Origin of the sequence: Streptococcus sp. M143, assembly GCF_000162495.1 — a bacterium.
In the GTDB taxonomy this organism is placed as follows: Bacteria; Bacillota; Bacilli; order Lactobacillales; family Streptococcaceae; genus Streptococcus; species Streptococcus dentisani.
The window spans coordinates 1-25,068 of sequence record NZ_GG730097.1; the positions used below are offsets into that span (position 1 = coordinate 1).

A 25,068-nucleotide genomic window follows, 5' to 3' on the forward strand; every position below is an offset into this window, starting at 1 on the left:
GCAAGCACAAGCTTGAGCAACAGCGTGTCTGCCTCAATTAGTGCTAGCCAATCAGCAAGCACAAGCTTGAGCAACAGCGTATCTGCTTCAATCAGTGCATCTGAATCAGCAAGCACAAGCATGAGCAACAGCGTATCTGCCTCAATTAGTGCTTCAGTATCAGCAAGCACAAGCTTGAGCAACAGCGTGTCTGCCTCAATTAGTGCATCTGAATCAGCAAGCACAAGCATGAGCAACAGCGTGTCTGCTTCAATTAGTGCTAGCCAATCAGCAAGCACAAGCTTGAGTAACAGCGTATCTGCTTCAATTAGTGCTTCAGTATCAGCAAGCACAAGCTTGAGCAACAGCGTGTCTGCTTCAATCAGTGCTAGCCACTCAGCAAGCACCAGCATGAGCAACAGCGTGTCTGCTTCAATCAGTGCGAGCCAATCAGCAAGCACAAGCTTGAGTAACAGCGTATCTGCTTCAATTAGTGCTTCAGTATCAGCAAGCACAAGCTTGAGCAACAGCGTGTCAGCGTCAATCAGTGCATCTGAATCAGCAAGCACCAGCATGAGCAACAGTGTGTCTGCTTCAATTAGTGCGAGCCAATCAGCAAGCACAAGCTTGAGCAACAGCGTGTCAGCCTCAATCAGTGCGAGCCAATTAGCAAGCACAAGCCAATTAGCAAGCATAAGCTTGAGCAACAGCGTATCCGCATCAATCAGTGCAAGCCAATCAGTAAGCACAAGCATGAGCAACAGCGTGTCAGCGTCAATCAGTGCAAGCCAATCAGTAAGCACAAGCTTGAGCAACAGCATCTCAGCTTCAATCAGTGCATCTGAAACAGCAAGTAATGCTGGAGGCAATGCTTCAGCATCAGCAAGTGCATCATTGAGTAACAGTGTAAGTACATCTACATCACTTAGCGATAGCACTTCAAGCAGCTTGAGTACAAGTGCGTCACAACAATCTAACTCATTCAGCTATAGTAAAGGTGAACCAACAAGCGAGTCTAAACCAGAGTTTAACCTTCCTAGCTACCTTGAATCAGTAAGTGCAAGTGAGTCAGTTTCACTCAGCAAGTCAGTAAGTGTATCATTGAGCGATAGTACTTCAGCCTCAATCAGCGCAAGTGAGTCAGTCTCAACAAGCGCAAGCTTGAGTGACAGCGTGTCTGCATCAATCAGTGCAAGCAACAACTCAGGTAGCGGTTCAGGTTCAACAAGCACAAGCAATGGTTCAGGCGATGCCTCAACTTCAGCAAGTACTTCAGCAAGCTTGAGCAACAGCGTATCTGCATCAATTAGTGCATCTGAATCAGCAAGCACAAGCTTGAGCAATAGCGCAAGTACCTCAGCTAGCTTGTCTGACAGTGCTTCAATCTCAAGTGCATTGAACCACTCACAAGCTCCTGCACAACAACCTGCTGGACCAGGACGTTCAAACGGTAGAAAACTTCCAAATACAGGAACTGCAAGTAACCAATTTGCTGGTCTTGGATTAGGAGTAGCTGCCTTGGCAACTGCCTCTCTTCTTGGCAAGAAGAAGAAATCAGCAGCTTCTGAAATGGATTTAGAAGACTAAGTCCCAGAAATCGACTAAAATGAAATTGTTGATATCATTTTAGCGATGAAAACAAGAACCCCGGATAGCTCAAGGCTATCTGGGGTTTTTGGCTCTTTGTCAACTGTAGAGGGTGAGATCTAATTAAGCATGAGAGAGAATCAGATTGGTTCTCTCTTTTCTAACATTCAAAGTAACGAGAATTATCACTCTAAATGTTCTAAAGAACTTAATGATGTCTTACTGGTTATTAATCACTACCAAAGAGAATATCCAAATTACAAGACAGCTTTTAAAGCGCTTAGGAATAAGAGGTAGAAATATTACACTACTCATTGCATATACCTAACGAAATAGATAAAAATCTAAAATTTGTATAGAAAATAATATAATTTCGACCTTTTGTGACAGGAATTGCTTGACTAAATAAAACTAAAGCTGTATAATAAGGCAAATATCTAAAACAGGAGGTTCTGGAAATGAAAAAGTCTAAGGCCAAGTATCTGACACTGGCAGGTGTCGTGTTAAGCGCAGGTATCCTATTGAGCGCATGTGGGAACTCAGCAAGTTCATCTAAAACATATAACTATGTCTATTCTAGTGATCCATCTAGTTTGAACTATCTAGCAGAGAACCGTGCAACAACCAATGATATCGTTACCAATCTGGTAGATGGTTTGATGGAAAATGACCAATATGGTAACTATGTCCCATCTTTGGCAGAGGATTGGACTGTTTCCAAGGACGGTTTGACTTATACCTACAAACTTCGTAAAGATGCCAAGTGGTATACATACGAAGGTGAAGAATACGCACCTGTAACTGCTCAAGACTTTGTGACAGGTTTGAAATATGCTGCTGATAAAAAATCCGAAGCCTTGTACCTGGTTCAAGACTCTGTAGCAGGTTTGGATGACTATATCAACGGTAAAACAACTGACTTTTCAACTGTCGGTGTGAAGGCGATTGATGACCAAACAGTTCAGTACACTTTGACACGTCCAGAATCTTATTGGAACTCTAAAACAACTTCAACCATTCTCTTCCCTGTCAATGCAGATTTCTTGAAATCAAAAGGGGATGATTTTGGTAAGGTAGACCCTTCTAGCATTTTGTACAATGGACCTTTCTTGATGAAATCATTTGTTTCAAAATCTGTTATCGAATACAAGAAAAATCCGAACTACTGGGATGCTAAAAATGTCTTTGTGGACGATGTGAAATTGACTTACTATGATGGTAGTGACCAAGATGCCCTAGCTCGTAACTTTGTAGAAGGAGTCTACAGCTACGCGCGTCTCTATCCAAATAGCTCAAGTTTTGAAGGAATTAAAGAGAAGAACAAGGATAACATCATCTATAGTATGCAAACCGCAACTTCTTATTACTTGAACTTCAACTTGGACAGAAAATCTTATAACTTCACTTCTAAGTCCTCAGATATCGAAAAGAAATCAACACAAGAAGCAGTTCTGAATAAAAACTTCCGTCAAGCCTTCAACTATGCTTATAACCGTACAGCCTATGGAGCTCAATCTCAAGGAGAAGACGGAGCAACGAAGATTATTCGTAACCTAGTGGTACCTCCTACATTTGTAAGTATCAACGGAAAAGACTTTGGCGATGTTGTTTCAGAAAAGATGGTCAACTATGGTCAAGAATGGCAAGGAATCAACTTTGCAGACGCGCAAGATCCATACTACAATCCTGACAAGGCTAAAGCTAAATTTGCAGAAGCTAAGAAAGAATTGGAAGCTAAGGGTGTGCAATTCCCAATTCACTTGGATGTATCAGTTGACCAATCAGCTAAAAAAGGTGTACTTGAAGCAAGTTCTTTAAAACAATCCATCGAATCTGTTCTAGGAGCTGAGAATGTGGTTATTGATATCCAACAATTATCAACAGATGACTTCGATAATTCTAGCTACCTCGCTCAAACGGCAGCTCAAAAAGACTTTGATATCTATAATGGCGGTTGGAGTGCTGACTACTTGGATCCATCAAGCTATCTAGATATCCTAAATGTCAATAACGGCGGTATGTTGCAAAACCTTGGTCTAGAACCAGGTGAGGTCAATGACAAGGCTAAGGCAGTTGGACTTGATACCTATACTGAAATGTTGGAAGAAGCCAATAAAGAGCAGGATCCAGCGAAACGTTATGAAAAATATGCTGAAATTCAAGCTTGGCTCGTTGATAGCGCCCTTGCAATTCCAAACGTTTCCCTTGGTGGAACACCTAGCTTGAGAAAGACAGTTCCATTCTCAGCACCATTCTCACAAGCAGGAAATAAGGGTGTGGAATCATACAAGTACCTCAAGTTACAAGATAAGACTGTAACGGCTGATGAGTATGAAAAAGCTAAAGAAAAATGGCTGAAAGAAAAAGAAGAATCAAATAAGAAAGCTCAAGAAGAATTGGCAAAACACGTTAAATAACCAGTCTATTCAACAGGATAAACGATAGTTTCTCAGGAAGCTATCGTTTTTGTATAGTTTGAAACTATAACTAGCTCTTGAAAAGAAGAAAATGAGTTGGCGAAAATAAGTGGTACAATAGTTACTATAGATTTGGAGGTATTGTATGAGCAAAGAACTACACATCAACACAATTTTGGCCCAGGCGGGTATCAAGTCAGATAAGACGACAGGTGCCTTGGTGACGCCACTACATTTTTCAACAACTTATCAGCATCCAGAGTTCGGTCAGTCTACTGGATTTGACTACACGCGCACTAAAAACCCAACTCGCAGTAAGGCGGAGGAAGTCTTGGCTGCAATCGAATCAGCAGACTATGCCCTAGCGACGAGCTCAGGTATGGCTGCGATTGTACTGGCTTTTAGTGTTTTTCCAGTAGGAAGTAAAGTCTTGGCTGTGCGAGATCTTTATGGGGGGTCTTTCCGTTGGTTCAACCAAGTGGAGAAGGAAGGTCGTTTCCATTTTACCTATGCCAATACTGAAGCAGAGTTGATTACTGAGCTGGAAAATGATGTGGATGTTCTCTATATCGAAACGCCAACCAATCCTTTGATGTTGGAATTTGATATTGCAAAACTAGCCAAACTAGCTCATGACAAGGGTGCTAAAGTAGTGGTGGACAATACCTTCTACAGTCCGATTTACCAACGACCGATTGAAGACGGTGCGGATATTGTTCTTCATTCAGCAACCAAGTATCTAGCAGGACACAATGATGTCTTGGCTGGGGTGGTTGTGACTAATAGTTTAGAACTATATGAACAACTTTTCTACAATTTGAATACGACTGGTGCGGTCTTGTCACCGTTTGATAGTTATCAGTTGATTCGTGGTCTTAAAACTCTACCTCTTCGTATGGAGCGTTCTACAGCCAATGCCCAAGAAGTGGTTGCCTTTTTGAAGGATTCACCTGCTGTTAAGGAAGTGCTCTATACAGGTCGTGGAGGTATGATTTCCTTTAAAGTAGCAGATGAAAAACGAATTCCTCATATTCTAAACAGCTTGAAGGTATTTTCATTTGCTGAGAGTTTGGGTGGGGTAGAGAGTCTCATCACCTATCCGACGACGCAAACCCATGCGGATATTCCGGCAGAAGTGCGCCATTCCTATGGTTTAACAGATGATCTCTTGCGCTTGTCTATTGGGATTGAGGATGCTAGAGATTTGATTGCGGACTTGCGCCAAGCTTTGGAAGGATAAGACAGATATGGGAAAATATGATTTTACAAGCCTGCCCAATCGTTTTGGACACCATACCTATAAATGGAAAGAAGTGGAAGCTGATCGAGAAGTTCTACCAGCCTGGATAGCAGATATGGACTTTGTGGTTTTGCCTGAGGTTCGACAAGCTGTACAAGCCTACGCAGATCAGTTGGTCTATGGCTATACCTATGCCAGTGATGCTTTGATTGAGTCGGTTCAGGACTGGGAAGCCACACAACACGGGTACTACTTTGACAAGGATGTCCTCGTCTTTATCGAGGGAGTGGTACCAGCTATTTCAACAGCTATTCAAGCCTTTACAAAAGAAGGAGAGGCTGTTCTGATTAATACACCGGTCTATCCACCTTTTGCCCGCAGTGTCAAACTGAACAATCGCCGATTGATTACCAACTCTTTGGTGGAAAAGGATGGTCTGTTTGAGATTGACTTTGATCAACTTGAGAAGGATTTGGTGGAAGAGGATGTCAAACTTTATATCCTCTGCAATCCTCATAATCCTGGTGGACGTGTGTGGGAAAAGGAAGTGTTGGAAAAGATTGGGCAACTCTGCCAGAAACACTGTGTTTTGCTAGTTTCGGATGAGATTCACCAAGATTTGGCTCTCTTTGGTCACAAACACCAGTCTTTCAATACAATCGATCCAGACTTTAAAGACTTTGCCCTTATCTTGAGCAGCGCCACTAAGACATTTAATATTGCTGGAACGAAAAATTCCTATGCTGTCATTGAAAATCCAAAACTTCGAGTTGACTTTCAGAAACGCCAGTTGGCCAATAACCAACATGAAATTTCAGGCTTGGGTTATTTGGCGACAGAAGCTGCCTACCATTATGGGAAGGACTGGTTAGGAGAGCTAAAAGAAGTCATCGAGGACCACATTAACTATGTAGTGGATGTCTTGAGCAACGAAACTAAGATTAAGGTCATGAAACCGCAAGGTACCTACTTAATCTGGCTTGATTTTTCAGACTATGATCTAACGGATGACCGCTTGCAAGAGCTTTTGAAGAATGAAGCCAAGGTTATCTTGAACCGAGGTTTGGACTTTGGAGAGGAGGGAACTCTTCATGCCCGCCTCAATGTAGCTATGCCGAAGTCAGTACTGGAAGAGGTTTGCCAACGCATCGTGACCACTTTTGCTACACTTTAAAAATCCAGCCTTCTAGGAGAAAAGTCTTCCTAGAAGGCTATTTTCGTAGGGGAAAATGTGGTATAATGAAAAGATAAGATAAAGGGGTAACTATGGCTAAATTGATTCCAGGAAAGTTGCGTATGGAGGGTGTTGCTCTCTATGAGACGGGCAAGATTGAGATCATCAAGGAAAAAGGGAATCGCCTCTATACTCGTGTGGCGGGAGAAGACTTGCGCTACAGTTTAGAGGATGATCTTGTTTTTTGTGCTTGTGATTTTTTCCCAAAAAGAGGTTACTGTGTTCACCTCGCAGCGCTCGAGCATTATCTGAAAAATGATGAAGAAGGCCAAGTGATTTTACAAGCCTTAGAAAAAGGACATGAAGAGCAAGAAGAGGTCGAAACCAAGGTTAGTTTTGGCGGTAGTTTTTTGGAGCGTATCCAACCTCAGAAGAGAGAGAAAATTTACACTTTGTCGGCTCAAGGCCAGGTGGAAGCTGGAACCAATCGCCTTCTTTGGACTCTCCGAATTGGTTTAGTTGATAGTCAAAAATATTATGTCATTCGTGATATCCCTCTCTTTTTGAAGGTCTTGGTCCATCGAAAGCCATATATGATTGGGAAATACTATGAAAATGACTTGTCTTGGGATGCTTTTGATACAGCTAGTCAAGAAGTTCTTACTTTTTTATGTGGCTTGATTGAGGAGGGACTGAGTCAAGACCTCTTTTTCCCCAATCAAGGTCGTCACCTCTTTTTCCCTCTGACCTTTTTTGAGCAGGGGGTGGAATTATTGATGAACTTGGAAGATTTTCATTTTGAGCACCAGATCGATAGTTATGAAAATCTTCTCTTTCACGATTTAGATCCCGATGCAGAACTCTTCTCTTTTTCCGTGCAGGAGTATCCCGATTATTTTGAGATGGAGATTTCTGAATGTGGGCGAGTCAACGTATTCTATGGGGGAGCGATTCTCTTTCGTAAGGGGAATTTTTATCTCTTAAATCCTAAACAAATCAGCCTACTAAAGGAAATTAAGGAGCTTCCTCAGGAAGAAAGAGGGGGAAAATGCCTCCAGTTTGACAACAGTGATCGTGATCGCCTAGCCGCCTGCCTGCCTTTGTTTGGACAGCTGGGCACGGTTTCTGCTCCTGAGCGCTTGCAAATCAGACTCTTTTCACCAATCTTTTACTTTGATAAAGAGGATGACGACCGCATCCGCTTGGATATCCAGTTTGACTATGGAGATGTTAAGGTGACTAGTCGTCAACAGCTGGAACAATTACCATTTTCAAGCGATACCGTCTTGGAAAATCAGCTATTTCAAGTCTGTTTAGGGGCTGGTTTTGAGGCTGATTTTCAGTCTTGGAGACAGGCTTTGAAGCCAGAGGCAGTTTATTCTTTCTTTCACCATACGATTCCAGCTTTTGAGAAGTTGGGTCAGGTATCTTTATCTGATGAGATGAATCAGCTCTACAGCGTCCAAGCTCCTCAGGTTCAGATTGAGTCCAAGGGAGGATTGTTGGAGATTCAGTTTGATTTCCAAGGGATTGCCCAAGAAGAGATTGATCAAGCTCTCAAAGCCCTGACCAGCAATCAGGATTTCTATATCAGTTCTTCTGATCAAGTATTCTTTTTTGATGAGGAAACCAAGCAGATCCGTCAGAATATGCAGGAACTGGGTGTTGAGCTAAAAGATGGTTCTTTCCAGGCTCGAAAATCCCTAGCTTATAGTCTTTCTCAGCTTTTTGAAGGCCACGATTGGATAGCATTTCCGAAGGAATTTCAACATTTGGCTCATGATTTGACCCATCCAGAGGATTTTCCTTTGGGAGATATACGGGTGCAGGCGAGTTTGAGAGACTATCAGGAAAAGGGAGTCCGTTGGCTCCAGATGCTTCATCACTATGGCTTTGGTGGCATTCTGGCAGATGATATGGGACTGGGAAAAACATTGCAAACCATCGCTTTTTTGACTAGTCAGGTGACAGAAGATAGTCGGGTCTTGATTTTGGCTCCGTCAGGTTTGATCTACAACTGGGCAGATGAATTCAGAAAATTTGCCCCACAGTTGGATTTGGCTGTTGTTCATGGTTTGAAAGCGAATCGAGAAGCAATTCTTTCTGAAAATCACCAAATCTATGTGACTAGCTATGCCACCTTTCGTCAAGACAGCGAGCTTTATCAAGAGATGGCTTTTGATTTTCTCTTCTTAGATGAAGCCCAGGTCATGAAAAATGCCCAAACCAAGATTGCTCAGAGTTTGCGCCAGTTTGTGGTACCGGCAGTCTTTGCTTTGTCAGGTACGCCCATCGAAAATCATTTAGGAGAGTTGTGGTCTATCTTCCAAATTGTGCTTCCAGGGCTCTTGCCAAGTAAAAAGGAGTTTATGAAATTACCGGCTGACCGAGTCGCGCAGTTTATCAAGCCTTTCGTCATGAGGCGTAAGAAAGAAGAAGTCCTAACAGAACTACCTGACCTGATCGAAGTCGTCTATAAAAATGAACTGGAAGACCAACAGAAGGCTATCTATCTCGCCCAGTTGCAACAGATGCGAGAACGCCTAGCGCAAGTGACAGATCAAGAATTTCAGAGAAGTCGGGTAGAAATCTTATCTGGCCTCATGCGATTGCGCCAGATCTGCGATACGCCAGCACTCTTCATGGACGATTACCAAGGAGCCAGTGGTAAACTCGATAGTCTCCGAGATTTATTGCTACAAGTGGCAGATGGCGGGCATCGTGTCTTGATTTTCTCCCAGTTCAAAGGAATGTTAGAAAAAATCGAGCAAGAACTCCCAGACTTGGGCTTGACCTCCTTCAAAATCACAGGTTCAACTCCTGCTCATGACAGACAGGAGATGACTAAGGCCTTTAACCAAGGGGAAAGAGATGCCTTTCTCATCTCCCTTAAGGCGGGTGGTGTTGGTCTCAATCTAACGGGAGCTGATACGGTTATTTTAGTTGACCTTTGGTGGAATCCCGCTGTCGAAGCCCAGGCTATCGGAAGAGCTCACCGCATGGGGCAGGAGCAGATGGTCGAGGTCTATCGTTTGATTACCAAGGGGACCATTGAAGAAAAAATCCAAGAACTTCAAGAACAAAAGAAACATTTGGTTTCCCAAGTTTTAGATGGTACGGAGTCGCGTGCGAGTCTCAGTCTGGCAGAAATTCGTGAAATTTTGGGAATTTCTGAAGCCAGCACTTGAAAAATCAAGACAATACGCTATAATGAAGTGTTGAAAGGAAATACAAAATGAAACAAGATCGATTTCCATTGGTGTCAGATGATGAGATCATGCTGACCAAAATGCCAGTCATGGACTTGTACGATGAGTCAGACTTTATTAGCAATATCAAAGGTGATTACCGCGATAAGAACTATTTGGAATGGTCTCCTATCAATGAGGAAGAAACCGTAGTTTCTCCAGTGGTTAATAAGGAGTCAAAGCCGAGCCCAGAATCTAAAAAGGTTGAAAAAACCTATGCTGAATTGGCTCGAGAAGAGGCGCGTGCGGATTTGAAGAAGAAACGTTCAGCCAAGTATTTGACTCAGGATGTTAGTCATACCAGACGACACAATGGTTCAACACTTGTTCGTCAAGGAAACCAACCAACAGCACCATTTCAAAAGGAAAATCCAGGTGAGTTTGCCAAATTTAGTAAAAACTTGAGCCAGTCTCACTATATCTTAGCTGAGGAGGTTGGCCAAGTAGCGAATCCAATTTCAAAAACCCAAACGGAAAAAGCTAAAAAGAACAACTATGATTTTCTAAAGAAGAGTCAAATCTATAATAAAAAGAATAAGCAAACAGAACAGGAACGTCAGGTTGCCCAAGAGTTGAATCTGACAAGAATTACTGAGTAGGGGAGAAAAGCATGTCAAAAACATATCATTTTATTGGAATCAAGGGATCAGGGATGAGTGCCTTGGCCTTGATGTTGCACCAAATGGGACATAAGGTTCAAGGTTCAGACGTTGAAAAATACTACTTTACTCAACGTGGACTAGAGCAGGCAGGGATTGCGATTCTTCCTTTTGATGAAAAAAACCTACAAGGTGATGTGGAGATTATCGCGGGGAACGCCTTCCGTCCAGATAATAACGTTGAAATCGCCTATGCAGATCAAAATGGTATCAGCTACAAACGTTACCACGAATTCCTAGGTAGCTTTATGCGCGACTTTGTCAGCATGGGAGTGGCAGGAGCTCATGGAAAAACTTCAACAACAGGTATGCTGTCACACGTCTTGTCTCACATCACAGATACCAGCTTCTTGATTGGAGATGGGACAGGTCGTGGCTCAGCCAATGCCAAATATTTTGTCTTTGAATCAGACGAATATGAGCGTCACTTCATGCCTTACCACCCAGAATACTCTATCATCACCAACATTGACTTTGACCATCCAGACTATTTTACAAGTCTAGAGGATGTTTTCAATGCCTTTAACGACTATGCCAAACAAATTACCAAAGGTTTGTTTGTATATGGTGAGGATGCTGAGTTGCGTAAGATTACAGCCAATGCTCCAATCTATTACTATGGTTTTGAAGCTGAGAGCAATGACTTTGTAGCTAGCGATCTCCTTCGTTCAACAACTGGTTCGACCTTCACCGTTCACTTTCGTGGACAAGAATTGGGTCAATTCCATATCCCGACCTTTGGCCGTCACAATATCATGAACGCGACAGCTGTTATTGGTCTTCTTTACACAGCAGGTTTTGATTTAAACTTGGTTCGTGAACACTTGAAAACTTTTGCTGGTGTTAAGCGTCGTTTCACTGAGAAAATTGTCAATGATACAGTGATCATTGATGACTTTGCCCACCATCCAACAGAAATTATTGCGACCTTGGATGCGGCTCGTCAAAAATACCCAAGCAAGGAAATCGTGGCAATCTTCCAACCGCATACCTTTACAAGAACCATTGCCTTGTTGGACGAATTTGCCCATGCATTGAATCAAGCAGACGCCGTCTACCTAGCGCAAATCTATGGATCAGCTCGTGAGGTGGACCATGGTGATGTCAAAGTAGAAGACTTAGCCAATAAAATCAGCAAAAAACACCAGGTTATCACTGTTGAAAATGTTTCTCCACTCCTAGACCATGACAATGCTGTTTACGTCTTTATGGGTGCTGGAGACATCCAAACCTATGAATATTCATTTGAACGTCTTTTGTCTAACTTGACAAGCAACTTCCAATAAGGAAAACAGATGGAAATTCCAATCATAATAAGGCAAGCTACCTTATCAGATTTAGAAGAAATGTTGGCGATTGAAGAAGCCAATCCTACATCAGAAGAGGCATTTAGTCGCCAATCCTTAGAAGAGAGTATCCGCAAGACTGCGGGTACCTTTCTTGTAGCTGGGGATGAAAATCAGCTCCTAGGCTATGTTTTAGGAGAAGCTCAGTATCTTCATCCCAAATGGATAGAAATAAAATCATTGACCATTCATCCTGACCATTGGGGACAGGGTCTGGGAACTCTTCTTCTTGCAGCCTTGAAACAGGTGACAGTCGAACTAGATTATCAAGGTATTCTTTTGCAGAGTCCTGATGAACTACTATCTTATTTTGAAATGAATGGCTTTGTTGAAGAAGAAGTGACAGGGAGTCAATATGACAGTGGTTCTGAATGGTATCTGACTTGGGCTAATCCCTTTTATCAGGAGGAAATATGAAAATCAGACAAGCGAGATTTTCAGATTTAGATCGGATTATAGAGATAGAGCTAGAGAATTTCTCCCTTGAAGAGGCCATTCCTCGTTCCGTCTTTGAGGCGCATTTGCGGGAAATTCAGACCAGTTTTCTGGTAGCTGAAAAGGAGGGGCGTATTCTTGGTTATATCGAAGGTCCAGTCGTCCCACACCGCCATCTACATGATCAGTCCTTTACAGAAGAAATAAAAGACTATAGCCATCAACCTGGAGGTTATATTTCTGTGACTTGCCTATCTATTGCTAAGGAAGCACAAGCTTTGGGAGTTGGGAAAAGACTATTAAAGACTCTGAAAGAGGTCGCTTTAGAACATGAACGAGAGGGCATTAATCTGACGTGTCATGATTATCTTATCGCCTATTACGAAAAACATGGCTTTGTTAATGAAGGATTATCCCAGTCAAGCTTTGCTGGGGAAACCTGGTATGATATGGTTTGGCAGCCTGAAAATAAAGAAAACTAGCTAGGGAATGCCCTAGTTGGTTGCTTTTCTACGACTTTTAAGATATAATATTATGGATTGTCAACAAGGAGGTAATGCTTTTGACTGAAAAATCAAGAGAAGAAGAAAAATTAAGCTTTAAAGAGCAGATTCTACGTGATTTAGAAAGAGTAAAAGAACAAGATAAAAGAGAGAAAGAAGTAGAGATTCCAAATCTGACGGCTTCATCATCTCCAGCTAGTTCAGCAACTCCTTCAGATCTTGAACCAGAAACGTCAACAGAAGAGTTGATGGCTGATTCCCTATCTGTTGTCGATAAAATCCTAAAAAATGCACCAAGTGTTCCTCCACTTTCAAGTGCTAGAACTGATGAAACGGATGACCAAGAAGAGAAAGAGATTAGACAGCCAATCATTGACAAGATTGAAGTTGTAGAATCTGAAGAACCTCTAGTAGAGCCGATTCATCTGGCTGAAGAACCTGTAGTGGAACCTGTTCAACCTAAGGTAGAACCAGTTGAGCTTAAACCCGAAGAAAAAGAATTTAACGATACTCCGACTAAGGTTGCCGTAACCTATAAAACAGAAGACAAGAAAGAGGAAATCACCCCAGGAATGCCTGAAAGAGTTGAGCCTGTTTCTACAGAATCTAGCAGTGGATTAGCTGATGCTCCACGTCGTAGTCGTCGTCAAGGTGCAACACCAACTAAGAAAAAGAAAAAATCAAAAGCTAAAGGTTGCCTAGTAACAGTTCTAGTTCTCCTAGTACTCGTTGCAGTTGGTGGTTACTTTGGTTATGGTTACGTTCAAGATTCCTTGAAACCTGTGGATGCGAGCTCTAAGGATTACGTAACGGTTCAAATCCCAGACGGTGCAAATGTTCAAGAAATTGGAAGCACCTTGGAAAAATCTGGTTTGGTTAAACATGGCCTTATCTTTAGTCTTTATGCTAAATATTATAGCCATGCTAACTTGAAGTCAGGTTATTACAACTTGAAGAAGAGTATGAGTACGGATGAGTTGATTCAAGAATTGGAAAAAGGTGGGACTCCTGAAGCTCAGGCACCTGTTCTTGCAAACTTGACAATTCCAGAAGGCTATACATTAGAGCAAATCGCTCAAACAGTAGGACAACTTCAAGGTGAATTTAAAGAACCTCTTACTGCGGATGCTTTCTTGGCAAAAGCTCAAGATGAGACCTTTATCTCACAATTAGTAGCCAAGTATCCAAACCTACTTGGAAGTCTTCCAACAAAAGACAGTGGCGTTCGTTATCGTCTTGAAGGTTACCTTTTCCCAGCTACCTATACGATCAAAGACGGTACAACTGTTGAAAGTTTGATTGATGAGATGGTGGCTGCTATGGATAAGGCTATGTCACCATATTACGCTACGATCAAAGAAAAGAATCTGACAGTTAATGAATTGCTCAGCATTGCTTCTCTTGTCGAAAAAGAAGGTGCTAAGACCGAAGACCGCAAGAAGATCGCAGGTGTCTTCTATAACCGCTTGAATGTTGGTATGCCACTTCAAAGTAATATCGCTATCCTATATGCTCAAGGAAAACTTGGTCAAAAGATTAGTTTAGCAGATGACGCTGGAATTGATACAACGATTGATTCACCATACAATGTTTACACACACCTTGGCCTCATGCCTGGACCGGTTGATAGCCCAAGTTCGGATGCGATTGAAGCAAGTGTAAACCAGACAAAGAGTGAGTACTTGTACTTTGTAGCAAATGTTGAAGATGGTAAAGTATACTTTGCGACAACAAAAGAAGAACATGATCAAAACGTTGCAGAGCATATCAATAGCAAGTTACCTCAAGCAAGTAGTTCAAACTAAAATTATGTGGTTTTCCACATAATTTTGTTTTAAAAAAGTAAATAGAAAAGAAAGTTAAAAAAATGGCAGAAAAAACTTACCCAATGACCCTTGAAGAAAAGGAAAAACTAGAAAAAGAATTAGAGGAGTTGAAACTCGTTCGACGTCCCGAAGTCGTAGAGCGTATCAAGATTGCTCGTTCCTATGGAGACCTTTCAGAAAATAGTGAGTATGAAGCAGCGAAAGATGAACAAGCTTTTGTTGAAGGACAAATTTCAAGTCTAGAAACAAAAATTCGCTATGCTGAAATTGTTAATAGCGATGCAGTTGCCCAAGATGAGGTAGCAATCGGTAAAACAGTAACAATCCAAGAAGTCGGTGAAGACGAAGAAGAGGTCTACATCATCGTCGGTTCTGCAGGTGCAGATGCTTTTGCTGGTAAAGTATCAAATGAAAGTCCGATTGGCCGTGCTCTAATTGGCAAGAAGACTGGTGATACTGCAACAATTGAAACACCAGTTGGTAGCTATGATGTCAAAATCTTAAAGGTTGAGAAAACAGCCTAAATAGGATGAAAAAGGAGTAGTGAAGGTTTTGCCTTGCTCAACTCCTTTTTGGTTTTTTGGATAAATAGGAGACTATATGAGTTCAAATAAGAAGAAAAATAAAATGGAGCGTGGTTTAACCAATCGCCATGTTCAGGTGATGGCCATTGCGGGAACAATCGGAACCGGACTTTTCCTAGGTGCTGGTCGCTCTATCAGCCTTACAGGACCTTCGATCATTCTGATTTATATGATCACAGGAGCCTTTATGTTTTTGATGATGAGGGCTGTTGGGGAGATGCTGTATCAGGATCCAGAACAGCATACCTTTATCAACTTTATCACCCGTCATTTGGGGAAAGGCTGGGGATATTTCTCAGTTTGGTCTTATTGGTTGTCTGTTGTCTTTATCGGTATGGCAGAAATCACTGCCATCTCAGACTATGTCCGCTTCTGGTTCCCTACCTGGCCTAGCTGGATGATTCAGCTTGTCTTTTTAACGATTTTGGCTTTGGTCAACTTGATTGCGGTTAAGCTCTTTGGAGAAGTCGAGTTTTGGTTTGCTATGGTCAAGATTGTGGCGATTTTAGCCATGATTGCCACTGGGGTCTTTATGGTTTTGACGGGCTTTAAGACACCTCATGGTGTTGCAAGTTTGGCAAATATCAGCGACCAGTTCTCTCTTTTTCCAAATGGAGTTATGAACTTTGTCATGGCCTTTCAAATGGTATTTTTTGCCTATCTTATGATTGAGTTTATCGGGGTGACAACTTCTGAAACAAAGAACCCTCGTCAGGTCTTGCCCAAAGCTGTTAAGGAAATTCCTCTCAGAATTATCTTCTTCTACGGGGGAGCTCTCATTGCGATTATGGCCATTATTCCTTGGTCTTATCTTAATTCTTCAGATTCTCCATTTGTAACGGTTTTTGAACTGGCAGGGATCAAGTGGGCAGCGGCTCTAATCAACTTTGTTGTCTTGACATCAGCGGCGTCTGCTCTTAACTCAACTCTCTACTCAACAGGGAGACACTTATATCAGATTGCCCATGATTCACCAAATCGTTTCTTAAAGGCCATTAAGGTCGATACCCTTTCTCGCCACAATGTTCCACAAAATGCCATCATTGCCTCAGCGATCTTGATTGCTCTGGCAGCCTTTATCAACGTGCTACCAGGTGTTTCAGATGCTTTTGCTTTGATCACCGCATCCTCATCAGGTGTTTACATCGCGATTTATATCTTGATTATGGTAGCCCATCTCAAATACCGCAAGTCACAAGATTTCATGGCTGATGGCTACCTTATGCCTCAGTATCGCTTGCTCAATCCCCTAACCATCCTCTTTTTTGTCTTTGTTTTTGTGACTCTCTTTTTGCAAGAGTCTACTTTCATGGGGGCAGTTGGTTCAGCCATCTGGATTCTTGTTTTTGGGATTTATAGCCAGTGGAAATTTAGAAAATAAATCATGAACTCATCAACTCAGCTTGGTGAGTTTTTTCTTGTTTGACAGTCTATCGAAATAAGATTATAATCAAGCTGTAGTAGTTTATTAGGAGGTTTGAATGTACCTTAGATTGGAAAATAAGGAGTCGCATAAAGCGCAAGAAATCGGGAATCAAATTCGTGCTTATAATCGTTCCAAGAGAGAAGAGGCTGCAAGCGAGCCACTGAATCTTTATCTCGAAGACGAAAAGGGCAATCTTATGGCAGGCTTAGTAGCTGAGACTTTTGGAAATTGGCTGGAAATCGAATATTTGTTTGTGAAAGAGGAGCTACGAGGACAAGGAATCGGTTCGAAACTACTGCAGCAAGCAGAAAATGAAGCCAAGAATCGAAACTGTCGTTTTGCTTTTGTGAATACTTACCAGTTTCAAGCGCCAGATTTTTATCTAAGTCATGGCTACAAGGAAGTTTTTACCTTGCAAGACTATCCCTATACAGGACAAAGATATTATTACCAAAAGGATTTGTGACCTAGACTTCTTTCCTTTGAAGAGGAGCTCAGCTAAGTAGCAAAAAATAACGAATACTCTTTATCATGTAAGATGATAGAGAGTTTTTTGTTAATAAAATCTTACAAAATGACATTTATATATTGCATTTAGTTAGATATATGGTATAATGTTTTTAAAAGAAGCGCAACTTTTTAAAAATGTGAAGGAGGACGCTAGTGGCTAAAAATTTAAAATTAAAATTAGCTCGGGTGGAGCGTGATTTAACACAAGGGGATTTGGCAGAAGCTGTGGGTGTTACTAGGCAGACTATAGGCTTGATTGAAGCTGGGAAATACAATCCTAGTCTCTCCCTTTGCCAGTCCATTTGCAGACGCTTAGGAAAAACATTAGATCAATTATTTTGGGAGGAAGAAGATGAAAAATAGAAAAAAACTTGTGATCAAAGATGAACGTACGGAAAAATTGGACGGAAACATTTCAGGAGAAATTCTCTTGGGAATGTGCCTATTTTTGGCACTGGAAATTTTTGCCAAAGTTTATATTTTCAATTTAACACTTTTGTCCTATTTACCAGAATTACTTTTATTGATTGGAGTCGGTTTGTATGCCATTATTCGCCGCATGTATGTTGGAATTGATATTCGAGATATTGTTGAGAATACTGGAAAAGAAAGAATTTTATCTGCTTTGGGATTTTCTATAGTGATTTTATTGATTGATATCGTAGGCAATCGCGAGGAATTGGTCAATCTATTGACTTGGAAGTACACCCTAAAAGTGCTTCTAGCAGTTATCATCTATCTCGTTGGGAGTTTTTCTATGGATAGAGTTATCCTATACTTGAATCGCAGAAATCAGCAAGTTTGGGAGGAAGAAGATGAAAAATAGATTTTTTATTATCAATTATTAGACGAAAGAGAAGAACAACTGATTAACAAAGCTGGGACAGAGTCTTTTAATGTGTTTATCGGGCTCATTCTGCTAAGTTATTTGGTGGCTGTATTAGCACCTGCTCTTTTTAATTCTAATATTCTTCTGGTTACCCTTCTTTTAGGAATTTTCTTCTTTTTCAATCGTGCACGACAACTTGGAGTGATCTACTATAGTCGTTTTCATTTTACGATTGTAGGGTGTTTGCTGGTAACTCTCGCTATTACGACTCTCTTGATGTTGGAGAATTATCAATTCAATATCGAAATTTATCAGCACAATCCTCTGAACCTTAAATATTTGTCTGCTTGGGCCATCACTTATCTGATCTACCTTCCTTGGGTTTTTATCGGCAATCTCGGCCTTAAAAGTTATGGCGAATGGGCTCAAAAAAAGTTTGAGCAAGATATGGATGAACTGGAGAATGGAGAATAGCTTGTTAGCTTTTTATCAATCTCGGTAAAATGTGTTATAATAGTACTAATTTATCGGATGGTGTGAAAGTTGTAGAATACGTTCATACCTTTGTAAAGTAGGAAGAAGGAAAACAGATGTATCCAGATGATAGTTTGACATTGCACACGGACTTGTACCAGATTAACATGATGCAAGTTTACTTTGACCAAGGAATTCACAATAAAAAGGCGGTCTTTGAAGTTTATTTCCGCCAGCAACCTTTTCAGAACGGCTATGCAGTTTTCGTTGGCTTGGAAAGAATTGTACATTATCTTAAAGACTTGCGCTTTTCAGATAGCGATATTGACTACTTGGAGACGCTTGGGTATCATGGAGAATTCTTGGATTACCTACGAAATCTCAAGTTAGAACTAACGGTTCGTTCTGCTCAGGAAGGGGACTTGGTTTTTGCTAATGAGCCGATTGTGCAGGTGGAAGGCCCTCTTGCCCAATGCCAGTTGGTTGAAACGGCTCTCTTAAACATCGTTAACTTTCAAACCTTGATAGCGACCAAGGCAGCACGTATTCGTTCGGTCATTGAGGATGAACCCTTGATGGAGTTCGGGACACGTCGTGCGCAAGAAATGGATGCAGCTATCTGGGGAACACGCGCAGCAGTGATTGGTGGAGCCAATGGTACTAGTAATGTGCGAGCAGGGAAACTCTTTGGAATTCCTGTCTTAGGAACCCACGCTCATGCCTTGGTACAGGTTTATGGAAACGACTATGAAGCCTTCAAGGCCTATGCTTCAACCCATCGTGACTGTGTCTTTCTAGTAGATACTTATGATACGTTGCGTATCGGTGTGCCAGCTGCCATTCAGGTAGCGCGTGAACTGGGAGACAAGATTAATTTTAAAGGCGTTCGTATCGACTCAGGGGATATAGCCTATATTTCCAAGAAAGTTCGCCAACAGTTAGATGAGGCTGGATATCCAGATGCCAAAATTTACGCTTCCAATGACCTCGATGAAAATACCATCCTTAACCTCAAAATGCAACACGCCAAGATTGATGTCTGGGGGGTGGGTACCAAGCTGATTACGGCCTATGACCAGCCAGCTCTTGGGGCAGTTTATAAGATTGTAGCTATCGAAGATGAAACTGGTAAGATGCGCAATACCATCAAGCTTTCAAGCAATGCTGAAAAAGTATCGACCCCAGGTAAGAAGCAGGTATGGCGCATTACTAGTCGTGAAAAAGGCAAGTCAGAAGGTGACTACATCACTTATGATGGTGTGGATGTGAGTGGCATGATAGAAATCAAGATGTTCCATCCAACTTATACCTACATCAAAAAGACCGTTCGTAATTTTGATGCCGTTCCTCTCTTGGTGGATATTTTCAAAGAAGGAACATTAGTTTATAGCTTGCCTAGTTTGACTGAGATTCAGGCCTATGCACGTAAGGAATTTGACAAGCTTTGGGATGAGTATAAACGGGTACTCAATCCGCAACATTATCCAGTGGACTTGGCGCGTGATATTTGGCAAGACAAGATGGACTTGATTGATAAGATGCGCAAGGAAGCCCTTGGTGAAGGAGAGGAAGAATGAGTTTGCAAGAGACCATTATCCAGCAATTGGGTGTCAAACCAGTAATCGATGCCCAGGAAGAAATTCGTCTTTCGATTGATTTCTTAAAAAGATACTTGAAAAAACACCCCTTCCTTAAAACTTTTGTACTAGGTATTTCTGGAGGACAAGACTCAACCTTAGCAGGGCGCTTGGCGCAATTAGCTATGGAAGAAATGCGGGCAGAGACAGGAGATGACAGCTACCAATTTATCGCTATCCGCCTGCCATACGGAGTGCAAGCTGATGAAGCAGACGCTCAAAAAGCCCTCGCTTTCATCCAGCCAGATGTCAGCTTGATTGTGAATATCAAGGAATCAGCTGATGCCATGACAGCTGCAGTTGAAGCGACAGGAAGTCCTGTTTCAGACTTTAACAAGGGAAATATTAAAGCTCGTAGTCGTATGATTGCCCAATATGCCCTTGCAGGTGCCCATAGCGGAGCGGTCATTGGAACAGACCATGCCGCGGAAAATATCACAGGCTTTTTTACCAAGTTTGGTGACGGTGGTGCAGACATTCTCCCTCTTTACCGCCTCAATAAACGCCAAGGAAAACAACTCTTGAAGGAGCTTGGTGCAGACCCAGCCCTTTATGAAAAAATCCCAATAGCAGACCTAGAAGAAGACAAACCAGGTATTGCAGACGAAGTCGCCCTCGGAGTCACTTATGAAGAGATTGACGACTACCTAGAAGGCAAAACAATCAGCCCAGAAGCTCAAGCGATTATTGAAAACTGGTGGCATAAAGGACAACACAAACGCCACCTACCAATCACCGTATTTGATGACTTCTGGGAGTAAAAACCTCCAGTGGAGGTTTTTACCCTGAGCCTAGAAATGAGAAAGCGAGGTAACATTATGAAAGCAATCAGTACGCAAATATTACAGACAGACCGTTTGATTTTGAGAAGATTTGTGGAGAGTGATGCGGAAGCCATGTTTCAAAATTGGGCTTCGTCTGCTGAGAATCTGACCTATGTCAGCTGGGATCCCCATCCTGATGTCGAGGTGACTCGAAACTCGATTCGAAATTGGGTTGCCTCCTATACCAATCCCAACTATTACAAATGGGCCATTTGTCTAAAGGAAAACCCAGAGCAAGTGATTGGAGATATCAGCATCGTTGCAATGGATGAGATCGACTCTAGCTGTGAGGTTGGGTATATTTTAGGAAAAAATTATTGGGGTCGTGGTATGATGACGGAGGCCATGACAGCTGTGTTAGACTTTTGTTTTACTCAAGCAGGCTTTCAAAAAGTCAGAGCTCGTTACGCCAGTCTCAACCCAGCTTCAGGCCGTGTGATGGAAAAAGCGGGAATGTCTTATCTAAAAACCATTACCAATGGTGTGGAGAGAAAAGACTACGTTGCGGACCTTATTTATTATCAGATTAAAAAGAACTAAGAAATGACCTGAGCTTCAAAAGTTAACTTTTGAAGCTCAGGTCATTTTTTCTGCTCTTTTATTTTAACTCATAAAGCCAGTCGTCACCGTCTTTGTAGTAAAAGAAATCACTTAAATCGTCTTCTAAAAAAACACGCAGCATGTCTGACATATCCTTAGTTGCAAGTTTCAGATGAGACAGATTTTCAAATTCTTCCCACCAAACAGTACCTTCATCTGAAGATTGGAGTTCACCAGTAAAGTGTTCTGTCTTGTAAAAAAGGACGACAGAGCGGTAATCCTCGTCATCGTACCAGTCTTTGATACCACAAAGTTGAGGTTTGGATATGGTTAGTCCAGTTTCTTCCTTGACTTCTCTGATAACTGCATCGGTAAAAGATTCCCCACGCTCTACATGACCACCAGGAAAAGTGATGCCGGGCCAGTCGGGACTAACTCGATTTTGAACTAGAACTTTGTTTCCGTTTTTAATCATGCACATGTTGACAAATTCGACTAATTCTCGTCTGTTCATATTGTTTTTCCTATTTTGTTAGTAACTTTTCCACGACGTTTAACTTTCGCATGGTCAAATCCACGCCAAAAAGTTTTTCAAGATAGTTGGTATTGAGCTTTTTTCGTTTTGCAGTTCTAGGGAGATAGAGGTAGAGACAGTGATCGCCTACACAAATTTCTTCCTCACCGTAGTCAGCTTTCAAATTTTCTAATGGCAGGCTTTGGATAAATCCCTGATAAAGAATCACATGTACACGATCATGAAGATAGTCATCTTTAAATGGGTTCTCTTGAACAATCTTTTCAAAATCGTCCTTATTCTTGATAACCATTTTTAAGTCAGCTCCAATTTTTTCCTTTATCAGAGTATGAATGCGTTCTCGTATTTCTTCTAAATCTAAGTCACTTTCAAGAATGATATTCCCACTTTGAATATAGGTTCGAACGTATTGAAACCCAGCTTCTGTTAAAATATCCGCCAAATAAGACATTTTCGGGATAGCATTTTTTCCATTAGGAGTAACGCCTCTTAGTAAAATAATATGTTCCAAAGGACTTCCTTTCTTATTTGATATCTATTGGATTTGAGCCTGCCACCCAGCCGGTACAGAGGGCAGAAGTGATATTAAAGCCACCTGTGTGGGCATTGATGTCTAGAACCTCTCCAGCAAAGTGGAGCCCAGAGACTAGCTTACTTTCAAGGGTTTTAGGATTGATTTCCTTAAGACTGACGCCTCCTTTGGTGACGAAGGACTTAGCCAGAGACATTTTGCCAGTGACAGGGATTTTGAGGGCCTTGATGGACTGGAGAAGTTGTTCCCGTTCTTTCTCAGTCAGCTGTTTGACTTTGTCAGGATAGCCTTGCACCAAAAATTCTGCCAAGCGTTCTGGAAGCAAAGTTTTTAAAGCATTTTTCAAGGATTTTTCACGGTTTTCTTCTAAAAATGTCATCAAATAGCTATCAGAAAGTTGAGGCAAAACATCCAGTGAAATAACCTCCCCACCTTTGACAAAGCTAGACAAGCGCAGGGCTGCTGGACCTGATAGACCAAAGTGGGTAAAGAGCAGGTCGTGGGTGAAAACATGCTTGCCATAGCTTAGGGTCACATCGTCCAGCGAAATCCCCTGAAGCGCTTTGTGTGGAAAATCTGTTAATAAAGGACTTTCAGCGGCCTCAAGTTCGGTCACAGTGTGCTTAAAATGGCGGGCAATCTCGTGTCCAAAACCAGTCGAACCAGTAGAAGGATAAGATTTACCACCTGTTGTGACAATCAGTTTGTCACAAGTGAAAGTTTGGTCTGCGGACTTGAGGACAAACTGGTCGTCTATCTTTTTAACCGAAACAATTTCTGTTTGAGTAGCAATCTGACCGCCCAGCTCTGCAATTTTCTTTTCCAAAGCTTCGATAATGGTTCGGGATTTGTCCGTCGCTGGAAAAACGCGTCCGTGGTCCTCAACCTTTAGTTTGACTCCATTTTCTGTAAAAAAGTTGATGATATCATGGTTATCAAACTGGGAAAAGACACTGTATAGAAAGCGCCCATTTCCTGGAATTCCAGCTAGTAGATCATCTAAGCTTCCGTTATTGGTTACGTTGCAGCGACCACCGCCAGTTCCAGCTAATTTTTTTCCAAGTTTGCGATTTTTTTCGACAAGGAGAGTTTTCTGCCCGTAAAAGCTACTAGAAATCGTAGCCATCATGCCAGAAGGGCCTCCGCCGATGACAATAGTATCAAAATGTTTCATAACTCTATTTTACCACAAAAAATAAGAGATGCCTGGCATCTCTTATGGTAAAGATTTTAGTCAATTTCGTATCCTATCAACAGACCACCATCTTCTGCATAAAAACTGCAGAGACCAGAAGTTGGGAGGATTTTGATATTGGCCTGTGGGAATGTTTCCAGCAAGCGTTCTGACAGCTGCTGACAGAATTTTTTATTGCTACGGTGAGCCATCACGACACGGCCCCCAGCATAACCAGCTTTGATGATTTCTTCATAGGCTGCTTGAAGGGATTTTTTTGGACCACGGGCTTTTTGTAGTAGCTCCAATGTTCCTGTTTCACTAGCTTCCCCGACCATACGGATGTTGAGAAGGCCAACAACTGTACCAATAAGCTTACTCAAACGACCATTTTTAACCAAGTTATCAACTTTAGCGAGGACAAAGAGCAATTTTGTTTTTTCTTGGTAAGCCGTAATAGCTTCAACAATTTCTTCAAAAGAAAGTCCTTGGTCAATCAAGTCATTGATTTTTTCTATAATCAGGTCAACCTCACCACCAGCAGACAAAGTGTCGATGACATGAATCTGTGTGTCAGGATTGTCTTCAAGATAAATGTTTTTAGCGAGTTGTGCACTATTATGACTACCAGAAAGGGTACCAGTGATGGTAACAACAAAGATATGTTTGGCACCTTTGAATGCTCTCAAGTAATCATCAGGACTAGGGCAAGCTGATTTTGAAGCCTCAGAAGTCGCATACATGGTTTCCATCATGTGATCAATGTCGAGATTAGCATCATCGATAAAGACCTGATCAGCTACTTGAATGGTTAATGGTACACTGATGAATTCAGTATCAATAGCAGGAGTTGCTAGTTGACGATAATCACAACCAGAGTCAGCTACAATCTTCCAAGTCATAGAAATTCTCCGTCTTTGTCACTTATACATTGACAAAGGTTCTGTCTTTTTTTACAATTATATCATGAAAGCCCTTGAAACAAAAGTATTACCCTTCTGTTGTCACAAATAGAAAGAAATTGTTATGTCTGAACGAAAAATATCTGAAAAATCTCTTGAAAATCTCAGGAAATCAAATCAAGAATCTAATTTTTTAACCAGAGAAGCGATTGAAACAGCGCTTTTGCAATTACTGGAGAAAAAGGACATGGCCAAGATCAGCATTTCAGAGTTGGTCAAGCGGGCAGGTGTCTCTCGTGCTGCCTTCTATCGCAATTATGACTCTAAGGAAGCGATTTTAGAAAGCGTCTTTAAACGTAGCGTTCACAATATCATGGAACAATTGAGTCATTACGATGTTAAAACCGATCTTTATCTGGTCTGGGTGCATCTTTTTCGAGCGGCTAAGAAAGAAGCCAAGATTATCCAACTTGCTCTGGACTATCACTTGGAAAAGATTTTTGTCCAAGCTATGCAGGAATTTCTGGAAAAATACCACGGAAAATCAAAAGGTGTCAGCAGCTACCTTCATTCGTTTTGGAGTTCTGCTATCGTATCAGTTCTGCTCAAATGGATCAAGGATGGAATGAAGGTTCCAGCTGAAAAGATTGCAGACTTACGCTTGCCATTTTTCAAAAAATAGAGGAC

General features: G+C 41.6%; 24 protein-coding genes and 1 pseudogene. 20 read left to right on the forward strand and 5 right to left on the reverse strand.

What is annotated here, in order from left to right; genetic code table 11:
* A partial coding sequence (locus tag HMPREF0850_RS13115; protein WP_232191479.1) for a hypothetical protein occupies nucleotides 1-917 on the reverse strand: 917 nt, incomplete at its 3' end.
* 10 nt (nucleotides 918-927) lie between these two features.
* Between HMPREF0850_RS13115 and HMPREF0850_RS13120 the strand changes: the two genes are divergently transcribed.
* From HMPREF0850_RS13120 to HMPREF0850_RS06750, 19 genes and pseudogenes are all read left to right on the forward strand, one after another.
* Entirely contained in the window at nucleotides 928-1,566 is a 639-nt protein-coding gene (locus tag HMPREF0850_RS13120; protein WP_232191480.1) for an LPXTG cell wall anchor domain-containing protein, read from the forward strand.
* Between the two features lie 458 nt (nucleotides 1,567-2,024).
* A complete protein-coding gene (locus HMPREF0850_RS06665; protein WP_000748531.1) occupies nucleotides 2,025-3,983 on the forward strand; it encodes a peptide ABC transporter substrate-binding protein in 1,959 nt (652 codons plus the stop codon).
* Between the two features lie 145 nt (nucleotides 3,984-4,128).
* On the forward strand, nucleotides 4,129-5,223 hold the full coding sequence (locus HMPREF0850_RS06670; protein WP_000031983.1) for a cystathionine gamma-synthase: 1,095 nt from the start codon (nucleotides 4,129-4,131) through the stop codon (nucleotides 5,221-5,223).
* 7 nt (nucleotides 5,224-5,230) lie between these two features.
* The gene (locus HMPREF0850_RS06675; protein WP_000521346.1) at nucleotides 5,231-6,397 is read left to right on the forward strand and encodes a MalY/PatB family protein; all 1,167 of its coding nucleotides are present in this window, start codon (nucleotides 5,231-5,233) and stop codon (nucleotides 6,395-6,397) included.
* Between the two features lie 92 nt (nucleotides 6,398-6,489).
* Nucleotides 6,490-9,585, forward strand: a complete 3,096-nt coding sequence (locus HMPREF0850_RS06680) for a DEAD/DEAH box helicase (protein WP_001096252.1) — start codon at nucleotides 6,490-6,492, stop codon at nucleotides 9,583-9,585.
* Nucleotides 9,586-9,632: 47 nt separating this feature from the next.
* On the forward strand, nucleotides 9,633-10,244 hold the full coding sequence (locus HMPREF0850_RS06685; protein WP_000806747.1) for a hypothetical protein: 612 nt from the start codon (nucleotides 9,633-9,635) through the stop codon (nucleotides 10,242-10,244).
* Nucleotides 10,245-10,255: 11 nt separating this feature from the next.
* Nucleotides 10,256-11,590 carry a UDP-N-acetylmuramate--L-alanine ligase gene (gene murC / locus HMPREF0850_RS06690; protein ID WP_000048079.1) on the forward strand — a complete coding sequence of 445 codons (1,335 nt, stop codon included), beginning with the start codon at nucleotides 10,256-10,258 and terminating at the stop codon, nucleotides 11,588-11,590.
* Nucleotides 11,591-11,599: 9 nt separating this feature from the next.
* Nucleotides 11,600-12,067 carry a GNAT family N-acetyltransferase gene (locus HMPREF0850_RS06695; RefSeq protein WP_000405263.1) on the forward strand — a complete coding sequence of 156 codons (468 nt, stop codon included), beginning with the start codon at nucleotides 11,600-11,602 and terminating at the stop codon, nucleotides 12,065-12,067.
* Entirely contained in the window at nucleotides 12,064-12,567 is a 504-nt protein-coding gene (locus tag HMPREF0850_RS06700; protein ID WP_000702422.1) for a GNAT family N-acetyltransferase, read from the forward strand. The genes HMPREF0850_RS06695 and HMPREF0850_RS06700 overlap by 4 nt, the downstream gene beginning before the upstream one ends.
* A gap of 74 nt (nucleotides 12,568-12,641) precedes the next feature.
* Complete coding sequence (mltG, locus tag HMPREF0850_RS06705) at nucleotides 12,642-14,393, forward strand: endolytic transglycosylase MltG (RefSeq protein WP_000927553.1); 1,752 nt, start codon at nucleotides 12,642-12,644, stop codon at nucleotides 14,391-14,393.
* Between the two features lie 62 nt (nucleotides 14,394-14,455).
* The gene (gene greA, locus HMPREF0850_RS06710) at nucleotides 14,456-14,938 is read left to right on the forward strand and encodes a transcription elongation factor GreA (protein WP_000818765.1); all 483 of its coding nucleotides are present in this window, start codon (nucleotides 14,456-14,458) and stop codon (nucleotides 14,936-14,938) included.
* Nucleotides 14,939-15,014: 76 nt separating this feature from the next.
* The gene (locus HMPREF0850_RS06715; RefSeq protein ID WP_000097710.1) at nucleotides 15,015-16,379 is read left to right on the forward strand and encodes an amino acid permease; all 1,365 of its coding nucleotides are present in this window, start codon (nucleotides 15,015-15,017) and stop codon (nucleotides 16,377-16,379) included.
* 100 nt (nucleotides 16,380-16,479) lie between these two features.
* Nucleotides 16,480-16,890 carry a GNAT family N-acetyltransferase gene (locus tag HMPREF0850_RS06720; protein WP_000281295.1) on the forward strand — a complete coding sequence of 137 codons (411 nt, stop codon included), beginning with the start codon at nucleotides 16,480-16,482 and terminating at the stop codon, nucleotides 16,888-16,890.
* Nucleotides 16,891-17,087: 197 nt separating this feature from the next.
* Complete coding sequence (locus HMPREF0850_RS06725; RefSeq protein ID WP_001107503.1) at nucleotides 17,088-17,297, forward strand: helix-turn-helix transcriptional regulator; 210 nt, start codon at nucleotides 17,088-17,090, stop codon at nucleotides 17,295-17,297.
* Nucleotides 17,287-17,760, forward strand: a complete 474-nt coding sequence (locus HMPREF0850_RS06730; protein WP_000797308.1) for a DUF6773 family protein — start codon at nucleotides 17,287-17,289, stop codon at nucleotides 17,758-17,760. Before HMPREF0850_RS06725 ends, HMPREF0850_RS06730 begins: the two co-directional genes overlap by 11 nt.
* Nucleotides 17,750-18,237: pseudogene (locus HMPREF0850_RS06735) on the forward strand (DUF6773 family protein). The gene HMPREF0850_RS06730 and the pseudogene HMPREF0850_RS06735 overlap by 11 nt, the downstream one beginning before the upstream one ends.
* A 116-nt stretch (nucleotides 18,238-18,353) precedes the next feature.
* Nucleotides 18,354-19,814: a nicotinate phosphoribosyltransferase gene (locus tag HMPREF0850_RS06740; RefSeq protein WP_000283155.1), complete on the forward strand. Its 1,461-nt coding sequence runs from the start codon at nucleotides 18,354-18,356 to the stop codon at nucleotides 19,812-19,814.
* On the forward strand, nucleotides 19,811-20,635 hold the full coding sequence (nadE, locus tag HMPREF0850_RS06745; RefSeq protein WP_000058052.1) for an ammonia-dependent NAD(+) synthetase: 825 nt from the start codon (nucleotides 19,811-19,813) through the stop codon (nucleotides 20,633-20,635). The genes HMPREF0850_RS06740 and nadE overlap by 4 nt, the downstream gene beginning before the upstream one ends.
* Nucleotides 20,636-20,692: 57 nt before the next feature.
* Complete coding sequence (locus tag HMPREF0850_RS06750; protein ID WP_009013909.1) at nucleotides 20,693-21,238, forward strand: GNAT family N-acetyltransferase; 546 nt, start codon at nucleotides 20,693-20,695, stop codon at nucleotides 21,236-21,238.
* Between the two features lie 58 nt (nucleotides 21,239-21,296).
* Here the strand turns inward: HMPREF0850_RS06750 and HMPREF0850_RS06755 are convergent, their stop codons facing one another.
* The 4 genes from HMPREF0850_RS06755 to HMPREF0850_RS06770 are packed head-to-tail and all read right to left on the reverse strand — an operon-like array spanning nucleotide 21,297 to nucleotide 24,381.
* Nucleotides 21,297-21,752 (reverse strand): 8-oxo-dGTP diphosphatase, encoded by a 456-nt coding sequence (locus tag HMPREF0850_RS06755; RefSeq protein ID WP_001081767.1) that lies wholly within the window; start codon nucleotides 21,750-21,752, stop codon nucleotides 21,297-21,299.
* Nucleotides 21,753-21,762: 10 nt separating this feature from the next.
* Nucleotides 21,763-22,284, reverse strand: coding sequence for a DUF1697 domain-containing protein (locus tag HMPREF0850_RS06760; RefSeq protein ID WP_009013910.1), 522 nt, complete (start codon nucleotides 22,282-22,284; stop codon nucleotides 21,763-21,765).
* A gap of 13 nt (nucleotides 22,285-22,297) precedes the next feature.
* The gene (locus HMPREF0850_RS06765) at nucleotides 22,298-23,479 is read right to left on the reverse strand and encodes an NAD(P)/FAD-dependent oxidoreductase (protein WP_000680072.1); all 1,182 of its coding nucleotides are present in this window, start codon (nucleotides 23,477-23,479) and stop codon (nucleotides 22,298-22,300) included.
* A gap of 56 nt (nucleotides 23,480-23,535) precedes the next feature.
* Entirely contained in the window at nucleotides 23,536-24,381 is an 846-nt protein-coding gene (locus tag HMPREF0850_RS06770) for a DegV family protein (RefSeq protein WP_000219944.1), read from the reverse strand.
* 124 nt (nucleotides 24,382-24,505) lie between these two features.
* Between HMPREF0850_RS06770 and HMPREF0850_RS06775 the strand changes: the two genes are divergently transcribed.
* Nucleotides 24,506-25,063, forward strand: a complete 558-nt coding sequence (locus tag HMPREF0850_RS06775; RefSeq protein ID WP_000003903.1) for a TetR/AcrR family transcriptional regulator — start codon at nucleotides 24,506-24,508, stop codon at nucleotides 25,061-25,063.
* Nucleotides 25,064-25,068: the final 5 nt, after the last annotated feature.